This is a genomic window from Comamonas trifloxystrobinivorans, from assembly GCF_043359985.1.
Classification (GTDB): domain Bacteria; phylum Pseudomonadota; class Gammaproteobacteria; order Burkholderiales; family Burkholderiaceae_C; genus Comamonas; species Comamonas trifloxystrobinivorans.
The window spans coordinates 294,972-317,554 of the sequence record NZ_JBHZGV010000001.1; the positions used below are offsets into that span (position 1 = coordinate 294,972).

The 22,583-nt window shown below is 63.2% G+C and carries 14 protein-coding genes and 2 tRNA genes; 14 read left to right on the top strand and 2 right to left on the bottom strand.

The genetic code is table 11. The annotated features are described in order from the left end of the window. Position 1 precedes the first annotated feature (1 nt). The 4 genes from ACFIQF_RS01245 (at position 2) to ACFIQF_RS01260 (ending at position 4,154) form a co-directional block, all read left to right on the top strand. Complete coding sequence (locus ACFIQF_RS01245; RefSeq protein WP_393939391.1) at positions 2-247, top strand: hypothetical protein; 246 nt, start codon at positions 2-4, stop codon at positions 245-247. A 28-nt stretch (positions 248-275) separates the two neighbouring features. Continuing rightward, entirely contained in the window at positions 276-2,201 is a 1,926-nt protein-coding gene (selB, locus tag ACFIQF_RS01250) for a selenocysteine-specific translation elongation factor (RefSeq protein WP_393939392.1), read from the top strand. A gap of 90 nt (positions 2,202-2,291) precedes the next feature. Beyond that, positions 2,292-2,384: transfer RNA gene (locus ACFIQF_RS01255), tRNA-Sec, on the top strand. Between the two features lie 63 nt (positions 2,385-2,447). Beyond that, a complete protein-coding gene (locus ACFIQF_RS01260) occupies positions 2,448-4,154 on the top strand; it encodes a DUF6538 domain-containing protein (RefSeq protein WP_393939394.1) in 1,707 nt (568 codons plus the stop codon). 504 nt (positions 4,155-4,658) lie between these two features. On the opposite strand, the gene ACFIQF_RS01265 is transcribed toward ACFIQF_RS01260, so the two are convergent. Further along, positions 4,659-5,267: a recombinase family protein gene (locus tag ACFIQF_RS01265; RefSeq protein ID WP_393939396.1), complete on the bottom strand. Its 609-nt coding sequence runs from the start codon at positions 5,265-5,267 to the stop codon at positions 4,659-4,661. A gap of 803 nt (positions 5,268-6,070) precedes the next feature. Here ACFIQF_RS01265 and ACFIQF_RS01270 point away from each other — a divergent pair. Both ACFIQF_RS01270 and selD read left to right on the top strand, forming a co-directional pair. Continuing rightward, positions 6,071-6,162, top strand: a tRNA-Sec gene (locus ACFIQF_RS01270). Between the two features lie 140 nt (positions 6,163-6,302). Further along, entirely contained in the window at positions 6,303-7,370 is a 1,068-nt protein-coding gene (gene selD / locus ACFIQF_RS01275) for a selenide, water dikinase SelD (RefSeq protein ID WP_393939398.1), read from the top strand. 408 nt (positions 7,371-7,778) lie between these two features. Here the strand turns inward: selD and ffh are convergent, their stop codons facing one another. Beyond that, positions 7,779-9,170, bottom strand: coding sequence for a signal recognition particle protein (gene ffh / locus ACFIQF_RS01280; RefSeq protein ID WP_393939399.1), 1,392 nt, complete (start codon positions 9,168-9,170; stop codon positions 7,779-7,781). A gap of 262 nt (positions 9,171-9,432) precedes the next feature. Between ffh and ACFIQF_RS01285 the strand changes: the two genes are divergently transcribed. The 8 genes from ACFIQF_RS01285 (at position 9,433) to ACFIQF_RS01320 (ending at position 22,569) form a co-directional block, all read left to right on the top strand. Further along, positions 9,433-13,242 carry a response regulator gene (locus ACFIQF_RS01285; protein ID WP_393939401.1) on the top strand — a complete coding sequence of 1,270 codons (3,810 nt, stop codon included), beginning with the start codon at positions 9,433-9,435 and terminating at the stop codon, positions 13,240-13,242. Positions 13,243-13,251: 9 nt separating this feature from the next. Next, positions 13,252-14,208 (top strand): diguanylate cyclase domain-containing protein, encoded by a 957-nt coding sequence (locus ACFIQF_RS01290; RefSeq protein ID WP_393939403.1) that lies wholly within the window; start codon positions 13,252-13,254, stop codon positions 14,206-14,208. A gap of 60 nt (positions 14,209-14,268) precedes the next feature. Further along, on the top strand, positions 14,269-15,075 hold the full coding sequence (locus tag ACFIQF_RS01295) for a cytochrome C assembly family protein (protein WP_393939405.1): 807 nt from the start codon (positions 14,269-14,271) through the stop codon (positions 15,073-15,075). A 3-nt stretch (positions 15,076-15,078) separates the two neighbouring features. Further along, positions 15,079-15,315, top strand: a complete 237-nt coding sequence (locus ACFIQF_RS01300; RefSeq protein ID WP_393939407.1) for a PP0621 family protein — start codon at positions 15,079-15,081, stop codon at positions 15,313-15,315. Beyond that, on the top strand, positions 15,312-16,997 hold the full coding sequence (locus ACFIQF_RS01305) for a sensor histidine kinase (protein WP_393939409.1): 1,686 nt from the start codon (positions 15,312-15,314) through the stop codon (positions 16,995-16,997). Before ACFIQF_RS01300 ends, ACFIQF_RS01305 begins: the two co-directional genes overlap by 4 nt. Continuing rightward, entirely contained in the window at positions 16,994-18,595 is a 1,602-nt protein-coding gene (locus ACFIQF_RS01310) for a sigma-54-dependent transcriptional regulator (RefSeq protein ID WP_393939411.1), read from the top strand. The genes ACFIQF_RS01305 and ACFIQF_RS01310 overlap by 4 nt, the downstream gene beginning before the upstream one ends. Beyond that, positions 18,595-19,206: a 1,6-anhydro-N-acetylmuramyl-L-alanine amidase AmpD gene (gene ampD, locus ACFIQF_RS01315; protein ID WP_393939413.1), complete on the top strand. Its 612-nt coding sequence runs from the start codon at positions 18,595-18,597 to the stop codon at positions 19,204-19,206. Before ACFIQF_RS01310 ends, ampD begins: the two co-directional genes overlap by 1 nt. Before the next feature lie 456 nt (positions 19,207-19,662). Continuing rightward, entirely contained in the window at positions 19,663-22,569 is a 2,907-nt protein-coding gene (locus tag ACFIQF_RS01320; RefSeq protein ID WP_393939415.1) for a ribonucleoside-diphosphate reductase subunit alpha, read from the top strand. The last annotated feature ends 14 nt before the right edge of the window (positions 22,570-22,583 follow it).

The window sequence follows — 22,583 nt, forward strand, 5'->3', positions numbered from 1 at the left end:
CATGGCCCAGGCATTCAGCGACGAAGACCGGCAGGTAGACCTGCAATCGCCTGAGCTGCCGGCGGCCGTCCGCCAGGCCGCGCTGGCGCAGTGGAGCCCGGGCGACAGCCTGTGGCGCTGCCCGCGCCTCTCGGCCCGCCAAGGCGTGCTGGGCTGGCTGGGTTTTGGCAAGCAAAGCGTCGTCATCGAGTGGTGGCATATCGACGCTGACGGCGAACTGGTTGATGCCTATTGGCAGCAAGACTGAACAGCGCAGCAGCAGTGAACAAAAAACTATGATCATCGGAACCGCAGGCCATATCGACCATGGCAAAACCACCTTGGTGCGGGCGCTCACCGGCGTCGACACCGACCGCCTGAAAGAAGAAAAAGCGCGCGGCATCTCCATCGAGCTGGGCTACGCCTACGCGCCGCTCGCCAACGGCGATGTGCTGGGCATCATCGACGTGCCCGGGCACGAAAAATTTGTCCACACCATGGCCGCGGGCGCCGTGGGCATCGACCACGCTTTGCTCGTGGTGGCCGCCGACGACGGCGTGATGCCGCAAACTCTGGAACACCTGGAAATTCTGCAACTGCTCGGCATTCGCCAAGGCACAGTAGCACTCACCAAGGTGGACCGCGTAGCGCGTGAGCGCATCGACGAGGTGCGAGACGAGATCAACGCCATCCTGTCGCGCAGCAATTTGGCTGGCGCGCCGATCTACGAAACCGCTGCTGCCCTGCCCGACGACAAAGGCGTCTGGGCGCTGCGCCAGCATTTGCATGCCATTGCGCAAACCATGCCGCAGCGTGCGCAGCAAGGGCTGTTCCGCCTGGCGGTGGACCGCGTCTTCAGCCTGTCAGGCCAAGGCACGGTCGTCACCGGCACAGTCTTCAATGGCCGTGTAGCCGTGGGCGACAGCCTCGTGCATTCGGCCAGCGGCAAAACGGTGCGCGTGCGCAGCATCCACGCACAAAACCAGGCGGCCGACAACGGCGTGGCGGGCCAGCGCTGCGCACTGAACCTGGCCGGCATAGGCAAAGAAGACATCAGCCGCGGCGATTGGATGCTCGATGCCCGTCTGCTGCAAACCACGCAGCGCATTGACGTGCGCCTGCATCTGCTGGCCGACGCGCCTGCCCTCAAGCCCTGGGCGCCCGTGCACTTGCACCTGGGCACCATGCGCTGCACCGGCCATATTGCGCTGCTGCAAGACGGCGAACTCGCGCCCGGCACCGAAGCACTGGCGCAACTGGTGCTGGACGAAGCCGCCGTGGTGCAACCGGGCGACCGTATCATCGTGCGCAACGCGCAGGCCAACCGCACCATCGCCGGCGCCATGGTGCTGGACCCGTATGCGCCTGCCCGCAAACGCCGCAGCGAGGCGCGCCTGGCCTATTTGGCAGCGCTGGAACACTGGGTCACCACACAAGACAGCGCACCGCTGCTGGCCGAAGCGCCGCACGGCTTGCCGCGCTCGCAGCTGCTGCGCCTGACCGGCCTGGCGCAACCGCCCGTACCTGCAGGCAGCATGGAACTGCCCGCCGCCGATGGCGATGCGCTGCTGCTGGGCAATGAGGCATGGCAAAGCTTGCAAAACCAGGTCTTGCAAGCGCTGGAGCGTTTTCACAGCGTGGCGCCGGACGAACCCGGTATCAACGCCGCTCGCCTGCGCCGCATGGCTTTGCCCAGCTTGCAACACGGCGTACATGACGCGCTTTACAGCGGCCTGCTCGATACCTTGCTGGCTGGCGGACACATCAGCAGCACCGGCGCCTGGCTGCACCTGCCCAGCCACAGCGTGCAACTGAGCGCCGCCGAACAGGCACTGGCGCAAAAGCTGCTGCCCGCTATTGCAGCCGGCCGCTACGACCCGCCTTGGGTGCGAGATTTGGCACGCGACCACGGCAGCGCCGAAGAGCTGGTGCGCCAGTTGCTGAAAAAACTGGGCCGCCAAGGCGCTGTTTTCCAGGTGGTGAAAGACTTGTTCTACGCTGCCGCGCAAGTGGATGCGCTGGCCGCCCTGATCGCCGAGCTGGCCGCGCAAGCCGAACGCGGCGAAGTGGAAGCCGCCGCCTTCCGCGACGCCACCGGCCTGGGCCGCAAACGCGCCATCCAGATCCTGGAGTTTTTTGACCGCGTCGGCTACACCCGCCGCGTGCGCGACAGCCATGTGCTGCGCCCCGGCGTGCGCTGGGCGGCTGGGGCCGGGCGCTGATGCTCTAATGCGCTCGCGCCTGCGCTTTCGCTCAAGAACATTTGCTTCCACGCCGCGCCAGACTGGCTACAATCAGCGCTCTTCTGCAAAGGAAGGCAATCGTGCCCGGTGGTGCGGCCGGGCTTCAAACCCGGTTAGGGGTGTCAGCCACTCCTAGGTTAGTTCGACTCTAGCTGCTTTCCGCCCCATAAGTGATACATGCCCATGACACATCTACCCCAGGACCTCCCTACTGGAGAAGATGAGATGGCAACAGTTGAGGGTCTTAACCTCAGGGGCTCCCGCTACTACCTGCGGGTGCTCATCCCAGAGGACCTCCAAGCACACTACGGCAAGCCCAGAGTTAACCCGTCCCTACGCACCAGCGACAAGGCTGAGGCAGTCCGAAAGGGTCTCCGCTTGAGAGCCGAATGGCTTGAGGAGTTTGAGACCAAGCGAAAGGCACTAAGCCCCCAGGCTCTGGAGGTCATCACTCCTGAGCTATTGCAAGTCCTGGCCGCAGGAGCCCGTAGGCGTGTCCTCCAGGCTGACCAGTACCGAAGGGAAGGGAAAGACCCTACCCTCCGAGCACTTTCCCTAGTGGGTCTACCGCTGATGCGGAGCCCAGATGGATCTATCCCGCTGCCCGAGAGAAGCCCTCTGGAGGGCCTCAGTGACTGGGAGCTGAATGTACTGACCACCCTCAACGCCACGGAGTCCAAGGCTGCCGGGAGGGCTCTAGCAGGTCTGAACCTTCGGACTGTCCTTCCGCTCCTCCAGGCTGATGCGCTGGCGCTGGGCTTCACCATCACAGAGCAGACCGATGGACTACCGGAGGCCCTCAAGGCTTACCTGAGGTCATACCGGCAGGCGTGGCAGGACGCCTCTAGGATGGACGCTGGAGAGCTTTTAAGCACAGATAGCCACCTACCCATTACCCAGACCCCAACAGTCCCTCCTGAGGCTCCTATGGGCGTTCTCGGCACTCCCTCAGCCGCCCCAGCTCCAAGCAAAAGCCACACCCTGAGGGAGATACGGGACCTCTGGCTGAAGGCTGCCCCGAAGTCTAGCGACGCCACGCAGGCCAGCTCTCGGGCTTTGGGTCTCGCTGAGGAGTGCTTGGGCTCACCCCTGTTCATCCAGGAGGTCAGCAGAGCCCACGGGAACGCGTTCAAGGCGTGGCTACAAGAGCCCGCTAGACCCTTCGGCCCTAAGACTGCCCAGAACCATCTGATGTACGTCTCCTCCTTGCTGCGGTTCGCCGCTCAGGAACTGGAGGTCATCCAGAGGAATCCCTGGGAGAAGCTCTCCATTGAGGTCCCCAAGAAGGTCACACGAATTCCATGGAAAGACCATGAGCTGGAGACGCTATTCAGTCAACCGCTTCACCAGTCCTATGCGCTACCACCAGAAGACCGCAAGGGAGGAGGACCAGCAGCCTACTGGCTACCTATCCTCGGTATCTACACTGGAGCCCGAATGGGAGAGCTGACCCAGCTACTGATCCCAGACATCACCGAGGTGGATGGAATCCCGGTCATCCGAATCACCGATGAGGGGGAGGGCCAGAGCCTGAAGTCCGAAGCCGCGCGGAGGTCTATCCCTATTCACTCCGAGCTGATCCGGCTGGGCCTCCTGGACTATGCAGAGGAGGTCCGCAAGGCAGACCCCAAGGGCAGTCTATGGCCGCTCCTGAACAGGAATACCGCTAGCTCATGGTTCAGCGAATACCGAAAGAGCTTCCCCGGCCTGGAGGCCAAGTGGCTGGATTTCCACAGTTTCCGGCATACGGTCAGAACCCGACTAGCTAAGGCTGAGGTCTCAGAGAAGACTATGGAGGTCATCATAGGGCACGAGCCTAGTGGATCCACAGGCCGTAAGGTCTACACGCACCTGGACATGGAAGACCTCAGAAAGGCCATCCAGAAGCTCTCCTACGGCTCCATGGACCTCCCGAAGGTCTACCCACGCTAGAAGCCTCTAACCACAGGCAAGACCAGGGACGCCAGCAGCGGGCCTATAGGCGTCTCCTGAGGGTATCTCTTGCTGGCGCTGGAGGAGTGTGCCCATAGGTTACCGATAGGGTCACAGATAGACCAATTAACCCACACCAAATACTCCCCCCCCCGGTCTCCTATGGGCTCTCCATTGGGTCTAGACTCTCCTCTAGTGATGGTCATCTCTGTATGGTCATCTCTCTATAGGGCTCCTATGGACTCCATTGGGTCTCTGTAGGTCTCTCCTCTGGACTACGGGCCCTCCTCAGGACTGACTAGCTTCATCTGATGATGGTCATTCTCTACAGGGACTCCGGTGCCTTTGGGCTCCTCTGGAAGGGTCTCACGCCTACCAATGGTGTGGGTTAATCGAAGCAGGCTAAAAGCCACCAGGAGCACCAATGGCCGTGCATGCAGGCAATCCCACCAGCCAGACCGCAGAGCCTCACAGGGAGCCTCTGGTGACCTCCAGCGGGGCTGTTTAGATCGCCTCTAGATTACCCTGCCTGATCCGCATCACGGTCTGCCGACTGGTCCCCATAGCCCTAGCGATTGCGGCTACAGCTTCACCAGCAGCAAGCCTCCTGAGGACCTCCTGAGTCTCCTCATCGGTCAGGCTCTTGGGCCTCCCCAGGCTCTTGCCCTCAGCCTTCGCTCTCGACAGCCCTGCTTGAGTCCTCTCGATGAGCAGGTCTCTCTCAAACTCAGCTACAGCGGCAATAACCCCCATGGTCATCCGACCCGCTGGGCTCGTGAGGTCCATCCCACCAAGAGCTAGGCAATAGACCCGAATGCCCTCAGCAGCAAGACCGTCCACAGTCGTCCTGACATCCATGGCATTCCGCCCTAGTCGATCCAGCTTGGTGACCACCACCACATCCCCAGCCTCCAGCTTGGCGACCAGGGAGGCCCATCCAGGGCGCTCAGAGGCCGCTACAGAGCCGCTAACGGTCTCAGTGATGGCTCGCCTAGGGGAGACCTCAAAGCCCGCTCCAGCGATCTCCTGTAGCTGATTGGAGGTAGTCTGGTCTGAGGTAGAGACACGGCAGTAAGCGAAGACTCTAGGGGTGCTGCTGACGCTAGTGGACATCGAAAGGGGCTCCTCTGGTGTACTAAATGGATGTACGGAATGTACACCATGTACAGAACACTGTCACCCTATCTTTTGAACACCCCCAGGACACCCTGACCGTAAACGACCGATTGTGGTCACCCCATCAACTATCCAGCATTCAGACAGGAGGCTACTTCTGGATTGCCGCTTTACAGGCTAGGAACTGAGGTCTAGTGAGAATCCCTGCTTGCCTGAGCATCTCCATGGCCTGAAGGGCTTTAGCCGTCTGATCGGCAGGGCCATCCTGAGCTGACTGCTTAACAGGGGCCACCTTTGGAGCTGAAGCCTTCCCAGAAGACCTAGCCTTAGGCTCATCCCCAAAGTTGATATGAGCGGCATGCCAAGGGGCATATCCAATGGCGGCTGCATCGGCTATGTCATCCGCAGAATAGCCCTTGTGATGCATGTCATGCAGAAAGTCCCAATCACTCATCTTGAGTCCTATAGTTATGTGTCTCAATAGATTACCGGATGAATTATGGACAGTCAAAGTGTGCGATAGCTCACACAGCTATGGAGACCTCCAAGGCAGTAGAACAAGACCCCGTCCCCCTTCAGCCCTCCGGAGCCCTCCTCAGGACCGCGCACGGGGGAACCTGAGCCCAAGGTCTTATTGAGATGCCCTCAGAGAGTTTTTCCAAGATTTCTCACTTGGGGCACCTACAATGGTCAGACACACACACCACAGATGTGACATGCAAGTGATACAGGAGGAGCACCTCCAGAGTCCTCAAGAATCATACAAGACATTGATTCAAAAGGATTCTTCACTTTAGAAAGGGAAGCTTTCCCGGTTGAAAGCTCGGGCTTCAAACCCGGTGAGGGGTGTCAGCCACTCCTGGGTAGGTTCGACTCCTGCTGCTTTCCGCCATCTTGCCCGCCCCCATGCTCCAGTAACACAGCTGCGCTAAACATCAGCGCGGGCAGCGGCATTGCCGGGCTGCGGATAATAGCGCTGCTGCGCGCCCTTGGCGCTGCGCTTTTTCTTGTCGTCACCACCAGGATTCCCGAATGAACGCACCGTCCACGCCCACCTCCACCACCCCTCGCCTGACCTCGCTCTCGCACGGCGGCGGCTGCGGCTGCAAGATTGCGCCCGGTGTGCTGTCCGAGCTGTTGAGCAAGAGCGCCGTGCCCAAGCAGTTCTACGCCCAGTTGCTGGTGGGTACGGAGACGGCCGATGACGCTGCGGTCTTCCAGATCAACGACGAGCAGGCGATTGTGGCGACCACCGATTTCTTCATGCCGATCGTCGACGATCCGTATGACTTTGGCCGCATCGCCGCCACCAATGCGCTGTCCGACATTTACGCCATGGGCGGCACGCCGGTGATGGCGCTGGCGATTGTGGGCATGCCGATCAATGTGCTGCCGCACGATGTGATCGCCAAAATTCTGGAAGGCGGCGAATCGGTGTGCCAGGAAGCCGGCATTCCGCTGGCGGGCGGCCACTCGATCGATTCGGTCGAGCCGATTTACGGCCTGGTCGGCATTGGCATCGTCAACCCGAAAAACCTCAAGCGCAACAGCGACGCGCAAAGCGGCGACGTGCTGATTCTGGGCAAGCCCGTGGGTGTAGGCATCCAATCGGCCGCACTGAAAAAAGGCCTGTTGGGTGACGCCGATTACGCCGCCATGGTGCATACCACCACCCAGCTCAACCGCCCCGGCACCGTGCTGGCGCAGATTGACGGCGTGCATGCGCTGACCGACGTGACCGGCTTCGGCGTGCTGGGCCACACCTTGGAGTTGGCCCGCGGTGCCGAGATGACGGCCTGCATCGACAGCAAGCTGGTGCCGCTGCTGCCTGGCGTGCGCGCCCTGGCCGAACAAGGCATTGCCACCGGCGCATCGGGCCGCAACTGGGCCTCCTACGGCACCAGCGTGGAACTGGGCGAGAACGTGTCCGACGCCATGCGCGCGCTGCTGACCGACCCGCAAACCTCGGGCGGCCTGCTGGTCTCGTGCCAGCCCGGCGCCATCCAGCAAGTGCTGGAAACCTTCAAAGGCCACGGCTTCGCCGACGCCTGCGTGATCGGCCGCATGCAGCCAGGTGAGGCGAAGGTGGTGGTGGCGTAAACAAGCGCAACGCCCCAAGCCACAAAACAGCCCGGATCACCTCCGGGCTTTTTTGCGGCTATTGCCCGCACACCTCACGGGACAAGGTATTGGCTGTTGGCTGTTGGCTGTTGGCTGTTGGCTGTTGGCTGTTAAGAACAACACGCCTACGCAGCGAGCAGAGCGCTCGATCTCAGCACCCCAATGGCAAGATGGCCGCTCAGACGCGACGCGATGACGCAGACATTACTTTGGTAAGGCAAGGCATCGCAACAAAGTATGAGCGGCCATATTGCCACCGCCGCACGAAAACTCTTTTTGCCCGCGAACCCAACAAGTCCGTCACAGCACCCGCAAACAAAGAAACAAGGCAAAAAAAACCGCCTGCAGTCATAAAACCACAGGCGTTTCTGTTCAGATCAGGGCTTGTCAGAACGGGAGCTTGGGCATTCCTCCTCCGCCCATCATCCCTTTCATGGCCTTCATCCCGCCCATCTTCTTCATCATCTTCATCAACCCGCCGCCCTTCATCTTCTTCATCATCTGCTGCATCTGGTCAAACTCGTTGAGCAGGCGGTTCACCTCTTGCACTTGCACGCCGGCGCCCAGGGCGATGCGTTTCTTGCGCGTAGCCTTGATGAGCTCAGGCTTGGCGCGCTCCTTGGCGGTCATCGAGCAGATGATGCCTTCCTTGCGGCGAATTTCGCGCTCGGCCTTGTCCATGTCGACCTGACCGGCCTTGCCGGCCAGCTCGGTCGGCAGCTTGTCCATCAGCGTGGACAGACCGCCCATCTGCTTCATCTGCTGGAGCTGGCCGAGGAAGTCGTTCAAATCAAAGCCGTCGCCGGATTTGATCTTCTCGGCCATCTTCTGCGCGGCTTCCATGTCCACGCCCTTGGTGACCTGCTCGACCAGGGCCACGATGTCGCCCATGCCCAGCACGCGCTGTGCGTGGCGCTCGGCGTCGAACACTTCGAGGCCGTCGATCTTCTCGGAGACACCGGCAAACTTGATCGGCGCGCCGGTGATCTGGCGTACCGACAGCGCTGCACCGCCACGCGAATCACCGTCGAGCTTGGTCAGCACAATGCCGGTCAGCGGCAGCGCTTCCTTGAAAGCCTTGGCGGTGTTGATGGCGTCCTGGCCCTGCATGGCGTCCACCACGAACAGCGTCTCGACCGGCTTCAGGGCGCCGTGCAGTTGCTGAATTTCCTGCATCAGCACTTCATCGATGGCCAGGCGGCCGGCCGTGTCGACCAGCAGCACATCGAAATAGTGCTTTTTGGCGTAATCAAGCGCGGCGTGGGCGATGTCGAGCGGCTTCTGGTCGGGCGAGCTGGGGAACCATTCGGCGCCGGCCTGCTTGGTCACCGTCTTGAGCTGCTCGATAGCGGCGGGGCGGTACACGTCGCCCGAGACGGTCAGCACCTTTTTCTTGCGCTTTTCGATCAGATGCTTGGCCAGCTTGGCAGTGGTGGTGGTTTTACCCGCACCCTGCAGACCGGCCATCAGGATGACGGCAGGCGGCTGGGCGTTGAGGTTGATGTCGGCCACGCCCTCGCCCATGGTGGCGGCGAGTTCCTTGTTGACGATGGAGACCAGGGTCTGGCCGGGTTTCAGGCTGCCCAGCACTTCCTGGCCCAGCGCTTTTTCCTTGACGCGGGCAATGAAATCGCGCACCACGGGCAGGGCCACGTCGGCTTCGAGCAAGGCCATGCGCACTTCGCGCAGCATGTCTTGCACGTTGGATTCGGTAATGCGGGCCTGGCCGCGCATCTCTTTGACGAGGCGCGAGAGTTTGTCGGTCAATGCGGAAGCCATGGGCAGGGATCTCGTAGGTGGGCAATGCAAGGCCCTGCGGGGGCCGCGCTTGCAGCGCCCCAGGGCGAAACGGCCATTTTACCCGCCTCGCCCAGGCAGCGTGCCCAGTGCGCCATCGCGCCCACGGGCAGCCATCGGTATCTCCCCCAAGCCGCAGGCCGCGACAAGGTTCGACACACCCGGTAACATCTAGCCTGCCCGCCGCCGCTGTCGGCGGCAGCCTGCTCGCCACGCCGTTGGCACCTCCTACAGAAGGTTTGCGATGTCCGATGCGTTGTACCGCCAGTTTCTTGACCACTTTGCGGACGACTTTTTTCTGCACGACGACCAGGGCCGCATCCTCGATGTGAACGCCCAGGCCTGCGCCAGCATGGGTTACAGCAAGCACGAGTTGCTGCGCATGTGTGTGCAGGATTTCGCGCTCGACTTCAAGAGCGAAGAGCTCGTCAGCGCCTGGCGCGGAATTGCTCCTTTCACCAAATTCGTCGCCACCAACACCCACCAGCGCAAGGACGGCACGCGCTTTCCGGTGGAAGTGCATATCTCCTGCCAGATCTATGAGGGGCGCAAGTGCTTTTTCACGATGGCGCGCAATATCACCGAGCGCGTGCGCGGTGAGGAGCAGATCCGCCAGCTCAATGCGGCGCTCGAGCGCCAGGTGCAGGAGCGCACCCAGCAGTGGCAGGATTCGACCCGCTTGCTCAATGCGGTGATGCATGGCACCTCGGACATCGTCTTCGTCAAAGATCTGCAGGGCCGCTATGTGTTTGGCAACCCCGCGGCCGACCAGTTGGCTCAGGTGCCGCCGGGCGGCCTGGTCGGCCGTACCGACGCCGAGCTGCTGGGCGGCGACAACGGTTTTGCCGACGACGATGCCCAGGTGCTGACGAGCGATACGCCGGTGGTGTCGGAGACATTTGCCGTGGTCGATGGCGAGCGCCGGCTGTTTCAGTCGATCAAAAGCCAGTACCGCGATGAGGACGGCCAGGTGATCGGCCTGCTCGGCATCTCGCGCGACATCACCGAGGTGCGGCGTGCCGCGCAAGAGCTGCGCATGAGCTACGACTCTTTGCGCCGGGCCGAGCGCCAGGCGCGCATTGGCAGCTGGACGCTGGAGCTGGCCACGGGCGAGTTCAAAGCCTCCGAGATGATGTACGAGATGAACGGCGCCGACCCACAAGGCCCGCTGCTGACCCCGGCCGATCTGCAGCGCATGCTGCGCCCGGACGACCACGCGCGGGTGCTCGCCGCCATTCAGCGCTGCGCCCAGACCGGCCAGGCCTACGATCTGGATGTGATGCACCTGTCACCCCAGCATGGCTGGTTTCCAGCCAGCATCCGGGGCCAGGCCGACCGCGATGCCGAGGGCCGCATCGTCAGCGTCAGCGGCACGGTGCAAGACCTGTCCGAGCGCGTGGACGCCAAGCTGCGCCTGGAAACCCTGGCCGACAACCTGCCCAACGGCGCCATCTACCGCGTCGAGGGCAAGACCAAGGAAGATGTGCGCATGACGTACATCAGCGCCGGTATCGAGCAGCTGATCGGCCTGAGCGCCGACACCATCACCTCCGACCGCGCCGCCTACCTCCGCGCCATCCACCCCGAGGACCGCGAAGCCTATGTGCACAAGGCCTTCCAGGTGCACACCCGGCGCTCGGATTTCGACCACCGCTTTCGCATCATCCACACCAATGGCAGCGTGCGCTGGCTGCATTGCCGATCGGCGCCGCGCAGCAGCGACCAGGGCACCACCTGGGACGGCATCATGCTCGACATCACGCGCGAGGTGGAAGCCGAGCAGGCCTTGCAAGCGGCCAAATCGGCAGCGGAGGCGGCCGAGCGCGCCAAGTCGGATTTTCTGGCGACGATGAGCCACGAGATCCGCACACCGATGAACACCGTTATCGGCATGACGCGCCTGGTGCAGCAAACGCCGCTGACGCCCAAGCAGCGCAATTACCTGGAGAAGGTGGAGCTCTCGGCCAATGCGCTGCTGTCGATCATCAACGACATCCTCGATTTCTCGAAGATCGAGGCCGGCATGCTGGCGCTGGAGCAAACCGATTTCCGCCTGGACGATATTTTGGAGACGGTCTCGGCCGTCACCAGTTTGCGCGCCGAGGAAAAAGGCATCGAGGTGGTCTACGCCATGGCGCCTGATGTGCCGCGCCAGCTGCGCGGCGACCCGCTGCGCCTCGGCCAGGTGCTCAACAACCTGGTGAGCAACGCCATCAAGTTCACCGAGCAAGGCGAAGTGGTGGTGTCCATCGGCCTGGCGGCAGCGCCCAAGCCAGTCCCAACAGGCCAAACGCTGCTGTCTTTCAGTGTCAAAGACACGGGCATCGGGCTCACGCAGGCGCAGATCCAGCAGCTCTTCCGCCCCTTCTCACAGGCCGATAGCCAGACCACGCGCCGCTACGGCGGCACCGGCCTGGGCCTGGCAATCTGCAACCGCCTGGTAGAGCTGATGGGCGGCGAGATCGACGTGCACAGCCAGCCCGGCCAGGGCAGCGTGTTCCATTTCACCGCCGCATTGCAGCCCGCGCACGAGCCGCAACCGCAAACCGCATTGGCGCCGCTGGCCTCGGGCGAACGCGTGCTGATTGTTGATGACAACGCCAGCGCGCGCGAGATTCTGTGCAGCATGGTGGGCGGCTTTGGCATGCGCGCCGACGCAGCCGACTCGGGCGAACAAGCGCTGCAACTGCTGCATGCGGCCTCGCGCAGCGGCTCGGCCTACGGCCTGGTGCTGATGGACTGGCGCATGCCGGGCATGGACGGGCTGGAGGTGGCACGCCGCATTCGGGAAGAAGAAAACCTGGCCACCACGCCCGCGGTGCTGATGGTGACCGCCTACGGCCGCGAAGAAGTGCAGCGCCGCGCCGAAGCCCTGCGCCTGCAAGGCCTGCTGATCAAGCCGGTGACGGAATCCGTGCTGTTCAACGCCATACTGGAAATTCTGCAAAGCCACGGCAACCCGGCGCAGCCTGCCAAAGCACCGCTGTCGATGCCGCCCCTGCAAGCCATGGCGCAGCTCTACCCCACGCTGCGTGGCACGCGGGTGCTGGTGGTGGACGACAACGCCCTCAACCGCGAAGTGGCGGCCGATTTCCTGGCGCTTGCCGGCGTGCAAGTGCAGATGGCCTGTGACGGCGTGCAGGCGCTGCAACTGCTGAAAACGCAGAGCTTTGATGCCGTGTTGATGGACGTGCACATGCCGCACATGGACGGGCTGGACGCCACCCGCGCCATCCGCAACGAGCTGGGCCTCGGCACACTGCCGGTGATTGCCCTGACCGCGCAGGCCCGCCCGGAAGACCGCGCCCGCATCGAGGCCGCCGGCATGAATGCCCACCTGACCAAGCCGATCGACGACCACCAGCTGTACGCCACACTGCAAAGCTGGATCAGCGGCACGCCCGCTGCAGCCCAGTTGCCGGCCAGTGGCGAGCGTTTGCGCCAGCGCCTGCAACACCGGCCCGAGCGCATGCAACGCATCTTGCAAGGCTTTGTGCGCGACTTTGTGGCCGCGCCCACACAGCTGCTGGCCTGTTGGCAACAAGGCCGCTGGGCCGATCTGGGCATGCTGGCGCACACGCTTAAAGGCTCGCTGGGCTATCTGGATGCACCCGCCCTGGTGGCGCAGGCTGCCACCGTCGAACAGCATGCGTACCAGTTGGAACCCATGGCAATTGGCAGCGATGCAGCGGCCACGCTGCAAGCACAGTTGGCCGCAGGCGTCCCTACTTTCTCTGCAGCACTGCAGCAGTTGCTGGAGCAGCTCTCCGCCTCGGCCCACAACACCAATCTGTCTTGCCCTGCACCAGGCACCGCCGCCAGCGCCGAGCATTGGCAAACCCTGCTGGACGAATTGCGCGCCCTGATTGCCGCCGGCGACTACGCTGCCGTCGAAGCGCTGGAGGCACTGGGCCGGCAATTGGGCGACCCTGCGGCGCGCAGCATTTTTCAGGATATTCAACAATACACCGAGGACCTGGAGACCGAGGCCGCACTGCAAGCCTTGCAGCGCCTGCAAACCCTGTTGTGCCCGCCCGGCCTGCAACGCCACTGAGCAAGCACCATGTTAGAAGCGCCCCAACAAGAACAACCCACGGTATTGATCGTCGATGACGAGCGCGTCAACCGCTTCATGCTAGCCGAGCTGCTGGGCCAGCAATACCGCGTGCTGCTGGCCAAGGACGGGCCCAGCGCCATCGCCACCGCGCAACGTGAAGCCCACCGGCTGCAGCTGATCTTGCTGGACGTGAGCATGCCTGGCATGAGCGGCTACGAGGTGCTGACCGAGCTGCGCAAGCACGAGAGCACGGCCGGCATTGCGATTGTCTTCATCACCGGCCAAAGCGACGCGGCGGCCGAGGAATACGGCCTGCGCCTGGGCGCGGCCGATTACGTGTCCAAACCCATCCGGCCTGCGGTGGTGAGCGTGCGCGTGCGCAACCAGATCGACCTGGCCTTGCAGCGCCACGCCCTGCAACACCTGGCCCAGGTCGACGGACTGACCAATCTGGCCAACCGCCGCCATTTTGACGACATGTTGCAGCGCACCTACCGCATGTGTCTGCGCCGCCAGGAGCCACTGGGGCTGGCGCTGATCGATATCGACCATTTCAAACGCTACAACGACTGCTATGGCCACCTGCAAGGCGACGAGGCGCTCAAGGCGGTGGCCAACACCTTGGCCGCGCACGCCCGCCGCCCTTTTGACCTGGCGGCCCGCTTTGGCGGCGAGGAGTTCGCGCTGATTCTGCCCGGCCACGCCGACCCGGCCGCGGTGGTAGAGCGCTTTCGCGCCGATGTGCAAGCATTGCAAATTCCGCATGCACATTCGTCCACGGGCGAGTTTTTGACCGTGAGCTGTGGCGTGCTCTCCATCCACTGCGAAACCGACAGTGCGCCCGACAGCTGGTTGCTGCACGCCGACGAACTGCTCTATGCCGCCAAGAGCGCCGGCCGCAACCGCCTGCAGACCGCCCAGCACGCGGCCATGCTGGCGCCGGACTGGGCGCCGGGGCGCTGAAGCGGCCTTGCCACCGCACTTTCGGCAGCCACAGTACTGGCCGGCCGCTATCATAGGCGGATGCTCGTTTCCTCTTTCACAGCAGCCAGCACCGGCCTGATGGACTGGCTGTTGGCGCTGGCAGCAGCCATCGCCTACGCTTTGCCGGCCTTGGCTGGCCACCGTCTGCCCAACCGCAGCGCCAAGCGCCTGCTGCTGCTCGCCTGGGCCTTGCACGCCGCCAGCCTGGTCTGGGGCCTGGCCGGGCAAACACCCCGCTTTGGTTTTGCGCCGGCACTATCCGTCACCGCCTGGCTGGTGCTGACCGTCTATGGCGTGGAGCAGCAACGCTACCCGCAAATGCGCTCGCGCTGGGCACTGGCCGCGCTCGGCAGCCTGGCCGTGCTGCTGGCGGCCGTGTTCCCGGGCACGCCACTGCATGTGAACGCCTCGCCTTGGTTGCCTTTGCACCTGGCCTTGGGCATTGCCTCCTATGGTCTGTTTGCGGCGGCGGTGGTCCACGCCGTGCTCATGACCCGCGCCGAACGCCAGATGCGCCAGCAAGGCCAGCACGACGGCGGCCTGCCACTGCTCACGCTGGAGCGCTTGACTTTCCGCTTTGTCGGCGCCGGCTTTGCGCTGCTGACCGCCACGCTTGCCGCCGGCTGGCTGTTTGGCGAAGAGCTCTATGGCAAGGCCTGGATCTGGAACCACAAATCGGTCTTCTCGCTGCTCTCGTGGCTGACGTTTGCGGTGCTGCTGTTTGGCCGCAAGCGTTTTGGCTGGCGCGGCCAGCGCGCCGTCCACATGTTGTACGCCGGCTCGCTGCTGCTGCTGCTGGCCTATGTCGGCTCCCGCTTTGTGTTGGAAGTCATTTTGAAGCGCTGACGCATGAAGTATTTATTGCTTGCCCTGGTCATCGGTATCGCCTGGCATCTGTGGCGCAGCAAGCGCGTGGCCGACACACCAGCACCACAGCGCAAACCCCTGCCCCAACCTGAAACCATGGTGCATTGCGAGCGCTGCGGCGTGCACCTGCCGCAATCGGATGCGCTCGGCCTGCGCGGGCGCTATTACTGCTCAGCCGCCCACCTGCCCGGTGCCACCGATACGCCGCGCCAACCATGAACAGCCTGATCGACCTGCGCGAAACGCCTTTTCAGCGCCTGTGGCGGGTCTACCTGGCAGCACGGGTGCTGGTGGCGCTGTTGTTGGCTGTGGGCGCCCTGCTGTGGACGCCACCACAGGCGCGCCAGCTTTTACCGCAGCTCGCCATCTTGGCCATCTACGCTGCGTTGGGCATTGTCTACGCAGCTATCAGCAAGCAGCCTCCGCCCAAACGCCGTGTCTACGCCTGGCTGCCCACCATCGGGCTCGATCTGCTGCTGATCTCACTGCTGGAGGTGATCAAGATTGGCGCCTACACGCTCACGCCTTTGTTCGGCCTGACCGTCTTGTTCGCTGGCACCCTCGGTGGCTGGATGGTGGTGCTGGGCTCTTGCGCTTACATCAGCATCTTCCTGATCAGCCACGCACTGACCATCGTGCCGTCGGTTGTCGACCCGGATGCCACCCAAAGCGTGGTGCAGGCAGCGCTCACCGGTGCAGCCTACTTTTTCGTCGGGTCCCTGGTGCGTTTACTCGGTGGTCGTGTGGAGCGAGAAACCCTCATCGGTCTGCGCGCCGCTGCCAGTGCCAACCAGCAAGAGCAGGTGAACGCGCTGATTTTGCAAAACCTGCCCGATGGCGTGCTGGTGGCCGACCAATACCTGCAAGTGCGCAGCGCCAACCCGGCCGCCATGGCCTTGCTCCAGCACCCGGCCATGCCCGTACAACTGCGCGCTTTGCCAGCCTGGCTGGGCGTGGTGCAACAGATTGAGCAGACCTTTCAGCAGCAAAAATCCATCAGCCAGGACCAGGCCTTGATTGCCCCGCAAGCCGCCCCCGTGGGCTTGCATGTGCGCACCTGGCTGACCTACCCTTTGCCGGGTTTGGGGCCCATCGGCAGCAGCGACAACGACCCGCTGTGCCTGGTGTTTCTGCACGATCTGCGCGAACTGGAAGCCAAGCTGCGCACCGAAAAACTCGCGGCCATGGGCCGCATGTCGGCCGCCGTGGCGCACGAGATCCGCAACCCGTTGGCCGCCATCACCCAGGCCAACGCCTTGCTGGACGAAGAGCTGATCGACCCCGGCCAAAAACGCCTGACCTATATGGTCGAGCAAAATGCGCAGCGCCTGGGCCGCATTGCCGAAGACATTCTGGACATCGCCCGCGTGCACAACCAGATCCAGCCTGGCGAGGGCGAGGCCGTGCGGCTGGACGACACCGTCAACAGCATCTGCCACGACTGGATTGCACTGGCCCCGGCGGCTCGCCATCTGGTGCTCGATCTGCAGGCCGGCGACAGCCTGGTGGCCTTCGACACTGGCCACCTGCGCCAGCTGCTGCACAACCTGCTCAACAACGCCCAGCGCTACCGCAGCGAGCGGACTGACGCCTTGCGCGTCAGCACCCATAGCAGCCTGGCCGGCACGGCGACGCTGACGGTTTGGAGCGATGGTGCGCCGATCGAGCCGACCATTGAAAAGCATTTGTTCGAACCGTTTTTCTCGTCCGAGAGCCGCTCCAGCGGCCTGGGCCTGTACATCTGCCGCGAGCTGTGCACACGCCACGGCGCTATGATCCGCTACGAAAGGCAAAGTGCGCGCCAACCACAGCTGGCCGATGGCAATGCCTTTATCGTGCAGTTCCGCCGCGCCGCCAGCAGCGCTGCACCGCCCACCCAAGAAAATCTGCTGCCGACATGAGTTTTGACAACACCTCGGTGCTGGTCGTGGACGACGAACCCGATCTGCGCACCCTCTACGAGCTGACGCTGCTGCGCGAAGGCTACCGCGTGCACACGGCGGGCTCGGTGCAGGAGGCGCGTGGCCTGCTGCAACAACAGCCCTTCGACATTCTGATCACCGACATGCGCCTGCCCGACGGCATGGGCATGGAGCTGCTGCAAGAGCTGCGCAACCAAAATCGCAGCGAGCGCACCATCGTCATCACCGCCTACGGCTCGGCCGAGAACGCCGTCGCCGCCCTGCGCGAAGGCGCTTTCGACTACCTGACCAAGCCCGTCGATCTCAAGCAGTTTCGCCAGGTGGTCGCATCCGCCCGCCAAGGCTTGGATACCCCCGGCACCAGCCCCACAGAAACGCCAGCAGCAGCCCAAACGGCCAGCGCCAGCCACTCACCGACCAGCTCCACGCTCAAAGAACTGGTGGGCCAATCGGTTGCCATGCAACAGGTGCGCGAGCGCATCGCCAAGGTGGCCAACAGCATGGCACCCATCCTGGTGCGTGGAGAATCGGGCACCGGCAAAGAGCTGGTGGCCCAGGCTTTGCACAGCCGCAGCCAGCGCCACAAAGGCCCGATGGTGGCCGTGAACTGTGGCGCCATTCCGGAGGCCTTGCTGGAGGCCGAATTCTTTGGTGCCAAGAAAGGCTCCTACACTGGAGCCAACCAGGACCGCGAAGGCTTTTTCCAGGCAGCGCATGGCGGCACGCTGTTTCTCGACGAGATCGGCGAGCTGCCGCTGGCCATGCAAGCCAAGCTGCTGCGCGCCATCCAGGAGCGCAAAGTCAGACCGCTCGGCGGCCAACAAGAGGAATCGGTGGATGTGCGTATCGTCAGTGCCACGCACCGTGATCTGGCGGCAGACATCCAAAGCGGGCGCTTTCGCCAAGACTTGTACTACCGCTTGAACGTCATTGAGATCGCCATCCCGCCCTTGCGCGAGCGCCGTGAAGACCTGCCCGAACTGTGCGCCGTGCTGCTGCAGCGCATCGCACAAGACAGCGGCGTGCCCACGCCCACACTCAGCCCGCAAGCGCTGGCCACCATCGCCAGCTACCCTTTGGCAGGCAATGTGCGCGAGCTGGAAAACCTGCTACTGCGCTCGGTGGCGCTCAGTGACAGCTCGGCCTTGAACATCGAGCCACCCAGCACGGCAACCAGCGCCGAAACACCTGCGCCTGCCACCCGCCCCGCACCGCCCCCGCCGGCCGCACCCACGCCTGCCGCACTGACACCGTTCTATGCCATGCCAGCGCAAGCACCCGCTGCGCCGGTGGCAACGCCAGCCATGGCAAAGTCATTGGCAACCCCGCCAATGGTGACCCCACCTATAGAGGCCCCGCCTCTGTCCGGTAACAGCTACCCCTGCGACCAGGAATTGCCCCAGGATTTGCAAGCCTGGATGGACGAGCTCGAGCGCGACATTCTGGTACGCGCACTCAAGGAATACGGCTTCAACCGCACGGCCGCTGCTGCGCGCCTGGGCATCAGCTTGCGCCAGATCCGCTACCGCATGGAGCGCTTGCAGATTGCCGATCCCAACGAAAGCGGAGGCCATTGATGCCGGCTGATGCCGCTCAGGCCGATTGGGACACCGGTAGGGACGCCGGTTGGGATGCGGGCTGGTTGCGCAGCGCTACGCACTGCCCCAGCCCCAACTTCGGTCCACGCCCAGAGGCCACCGAGATTGACCTGCTGGTTGTGCATTCGATCAGCCTGCCGCCAGGCCGCTATGGCACGGGCGATGTGCAGCGCCTGTTCAGCAACCAGCTCGATTTTGACGCCCACCCTTACTTTCAGGGCATTCGCGGGCTCGAAGTGTCTTCGCACTTTTTCATCACCCGCGTAGGCACGGTCTGGCAATTCGTCAGCTGTGACGAGCGCGCCTGGCATGCCGGCGTGTCCTCGTGGCAAGGACGCGAACGCTGCAACGATTATTCGATCGGGATCGAGCTCGAAGGCCTGGAAGGCGAGCTATTCAGCGCTTCGCAATACGCCAGCCTGGCCGAGCTGAGCCAGCAGATTCGCTCGCACTACCCCATCCGCCAAGTGGCCGGCCACGAACACATAGCGCCCGGCCGCAAGCAAGACCCGGGTGCCGGTTTTTCCTGGCCCCAGCTGCAGCAAGACCTGGGCTGGCCAAGCGCCATGTTCCCGCCCGACACGCTCTAGGCTTCGCCCCACGCATTTGCCGCTGCCGCGCCATTTCCATGGCGCGGCCGTTTTTGTGCGAGCTGTTTCCGCGCCTGTTTGGCGTGCCTCAACCCTGTTTGCAGTGATGGCGTAGATGCGACAACAGCAGCAAGTCGCACAAATTTTTCCAATCGCCGACATGCGCGCCATTGGCAGCTTGGCGCAGACATTCGTCGGCAACTGCGCGTCAATCCACGTTTTTTTGCCGCCCGCAAAGCTGGCATGCGGCGCCGCCAACATGCTGCAGCGCAGCGCGCGCAGCGCTATCACAATTTGTCACGACTCTCTCGGCACTTTTGAGCGGTACACTATAGGTAGTGTCTCAAGCACTAAAAACCACTACATATAGTGTTTTGAGACTTCTCCCTTACTGCCGCCGCCCCGCCGTGCGACAGCCGTATTTCCGGTATTTCCAGCATCACAGAGAGGACAGACATGAACGTCGATTCGCTTTCCGCCGAGCTTTCGAGCCCAGCTTCCAGCAAGCGTGTGATGGAGGGTTTCACGGTTCTCCCCGACTACCAGATCATCCGCCGCAACGGCGCCGTGGTCCCGTTCGAGCCGCCCAAGATCACCACCGCGATGATGAAAGCTTTCCTGGCCGTGCATGGCACCCAGGGCTCGGCCTCGGCCAGCGTGCGCGAAGTCGTCGAGAACCTCACCCACACCGTCGTGCGCGCCCTGATGCGCTCGCGCCCCGGTGGCGGCACCTTCCATATTGAAGACGTGCAAGACCAGGTTGAGCTCGGCCTGATGCGCAGTGGCAACCACGAAGTGGCCCGCGCCTACGTGCTCTACCGCGAGCGCCGCAACCAGGAGCGTGCCCAACTGCACGCCCAGCACGCACCCGCCCAGCCTGCACTGCACGTGATGGACCAGGGCCAGCGTGTGGTGCTCGACGTGAAAAAGCTGCACGACCGCATTGCCGCCGCCTGCCAAGGCCTGGGCCAGGATGTAGACCCGGCGCCGGTGCTGAGCGAAACCCTGCGCAACCTGTACGACGGCGTGAACGTGGACGAGGTATTCAAGGCCTCGATCCTGGCCGCCCGCACGCTGATCGAGAAAGAGCCTGACTACAGCTTTGTCACCGCGCGCCTGCTGCTGCACACCATCGTGCGCGAGACCATTGGCCAAGATGTGGCCGCCGCCGACATGGGCGCGGCCTACGCCCATTACTTCCCCGGCTTTATCGCCAAGGGCGTGGAGCACGAGCTGCTCAACCCCGACATGCTGAACTTCGACCTGCCGCGCCTGGCCGCCGCCTTGCGCGCCGAGCGCGATCAGCAGTTCGATTACCTGGGCCTGCAGACGCTGTATGACCGCTACTTTCTGCACGTCAAGAAGCAGCGCATCGAGCTGCCGCAGGCTTTCTTCATGCGCGTGGCCATGGGCCTGGCACTGAATGAGGCCGATCGCAACGGCCGCGCCATCGAGTTCTACGAGCTGCTGTCCTCGTTCGATTTCATGTCCTCAACGCCTACGCTGTTCAACAGCGGCACGCAGCGCTCGCAGCTGTCGTCTTGCTACCTCACCACGGTGCCAGACGATCTGGGCGGCATCTACGATGCCATCCGCGAAAACGCCCTGCTCTCCAAATTTGCCGGCGGCCTGGGCAACGACTGGACGCGGGTGCGCGCCCTGGGCGCCCGCATCAAGGGCACGAATGGCGAATCGCAAGGCGTGGTGCCCTTCCTCAAGGTGGTCAACGACACGGCCGTGGCCGTCAACCAGGGCGGCAAGCGCAAGGGCGCGGTCTGCACCTACCTGGAAACCTGGCACCTGGACATCGAAGAGTTTCTGGAGCTGCGCAAGAACACCGGTGACGACCGCCGCCGCACGCACGACATGAACACGGCCAACTGGATCCCCGACCTGTTCATGAAGCGAGTGATGGAGAAAGGCAGCTGGACGCTGTTCTCCCCCTCGGATGTGCCCGACCTGCACGATCTGTTCGGCACCGCTTTTGAGAAGGCCTATGTCGCCTACGAAGCCAAGGCCGCCACCGGCGAGATCGCGCTGAGCAAGACCCTGCCCGCCGTCGACCTGTGGCGCAAGATGCTCTCGATGCTGTTCGAAACCGGCCACCCCTGGATCACCTTCAAGGACGCCTGCAACGTGCGCTCGCCGCAGCAACACGCGGGCGTGGTGCATTCGTCGAACCTGTGCACCGAGATCACGCTCAACACCAGCGACACCGAAACCGCGGTCTGCAACCTCGGCTCGGTCAACCTAGCGCGCCACCTCAAAGACGACGGTCAGGGCGGCAAGCAGCTCGACCACGACAAGCTCAAGAAGACGGTGAGCACGGCCATGCGCATGCTCGATAACGTTATCGACATCAACTACTACGCCGTCGACAAAGCTCGCGATTCCAACCTGCGCCACCGCCCGGTCGGCCTGGGCATCATGGCTTTCCAGGACAGCCTCTACCAGCTGCACATGGCCTACGCCAGCGATGCTGCGGTGCAGTTTGCCGATGAGTCGATGGAAGCCGTCTGCTACTACGCCTACTGGGCCTCGACCGAGCTGGCCAAGGAACGCGGCGTGTACTCCAGCTACCAGGGCTCGCTGTGGAGCCAAGGTATTCTGCCGCCCGACACGCTTGATCTGCTGGCCCAAACCCGCGGCAATGCCGACTACGTGCAAGTGGACCGCAGCGCCCGTCTCGATTGGGATGCGCTGCGCAACAAGATCGCCCAAGACGGCATGCGCAACTCCAACTGCGTGGCCATCGCCCCCACCGCCACCATCTCGAACATCGTCGGTGTCGACGCATCGATCGAGCCCTCGTTCGGCAACCTGTCGGTCAAATCCAATCTGTCGGGCGAGTTCACCGTCATCAACCAATACCTGGTGCGCGACCTCAAACGCCTGGGCCTGTGGGACGACGTGATGGTGATGGACTTGAAGCACTTCGATGGTTCGCTGCGCCCGATCGACCGCGTGCCACACGAGCTCAAGGCGCTCTACGCCACCGCTTTTGAAGTGGAGCCGACCTGGCTGGTCGAAGCCGCCTCGCGCCGCCAAAAATGGATCGACCAGGCCCAAAGCCTGAACATCTACATCGCCGGCGTGTCTGGCAAAAAGCTCGACGACACCTACAAGCTCGCCTGGGTGCGCGGCCTCAAAACCACCTACTACCTGCGCACCACCAGCGCCACCCAGGTGGAGAAATCCACCGTGCAAAGCCGCACGCTGAACGCCGTGCCCAGCGCGGGTGCCGCCCCCACGGCTACCGTTAGCGCGCTCGATGCCGCCGCCGCTGCCGCACGCTCGCAAGCGCCAGCCACCGATGTGAAGTTCTGCGCAATCGACGATCCCGGCTGCGAAGCCTGCCAGTAAACCTATTAGCCATC

What these genes read in the sequence shown, in the direction of transcription:
- ACFIQF_RS01245 (WP_393939391.1), top strand. Translation starts at nt 2, where the DNA reads ATGGCCCAGGCATTCAGCGACGAAGACCGGCAGGTAGACCTGCAATCG.
- selB (WP_393939392.1), top strand. Translation starts at nt 276, where the DNA reads ATGATCATCGGAACCGCAGGCCATATCGACCATGGCAAAACCACCTTG.
- ACFIQF_RS01260 (WP_393939394.1), top strand. Translation starts at nt 2,448, where the DNA reads ATGGCAACAGTTGAGGGTCTTAACCTCAGGGGCTCCCGCTACTACCTG.
- ACFIQF_RS01265 (WP_393939396.1), bottom strand. Translation starts at nt 5,267, where the DNA reads ATGTCCACTAGCGTCAGCAGCACCCCTAGAGTCTTCGCTTACTGCCGT.
- selD (WP_393939398.1), top strand. Translation starts at nt 6,303, where the DNA reads ATGAACGCACCGTCCACGCCCACCTCCACCACCCCTCGCCTGACCTCG.
- ffh (WP_393939399.1), bottom strand. Translation starts at nt 9,170, where the DNA reads ATGGCTTCCGCATTGACCGACAAACTCTCGCGCCTCGTCAAAGAGATG.
- ACFIQF_RS01285 (WP_393939401.1), top strand. Translation starts at nt 9,433, where the DNA reads ATGTCCGATGCGTTGTACCGCCAGTTTCTTGACCACTTTGCGGACGAC.
- ACFIQF_RS01290 (WP_393939403.1), top strand. Translation starts at nt 13,252, where the DNA reads ATGTTAGAAGCGCCCCAACAAGAACAACCCACGGTATTGATCGTCGAT.
- ACFIQF_RS01295 (WP_393939405.1), top strand. Translation starts at nt 14,269, where the DNA reads ATGCTCGTTTCCTCTTTCACAGCAGCCAGCACCGGCCTGATGGACTGG.
- ACFIQF_RS01300 (WP_393939407.1), top strand. Translation starts at nt 15,079, where the DNA reads ATGAAGTATTTATTGCTTGCCCTGGTCATCGGTATCGCCTGGCATCTG.
- ACFIQF_RS01305 (WP_393939409.1), top strand. Translation starts at nt 15,312, where the DNA reads ATGAACAGCCTGATCGACCTGCGCGAAACGCCTTTTCAGCGCCTGTGG.
- ACFIQF_RS01310 (WP_393939411.1), top strand. Translation starts at nt 16,994, where the DNA reads ATGAGTTTTGACAACACCTCGGTGCTGGTCGTGGACGACGAACCCGAT.
- ampD (WP_393939413.1), top strand. Translation starts at nt 18,595, where the DNA reads ATGCCGGCTGATGCCGCTCAGGCCGATTGGGACACCGGTAGGGACGCC.
- ACFIQF_RS01320 (WP_393939415.1), top strand. Translation starts at nt 19,663, where the DNA reads ATGAACGTCGATTCGCTTTCCGCCGAGCTTTCGAGCCCAGCTTCCAGC.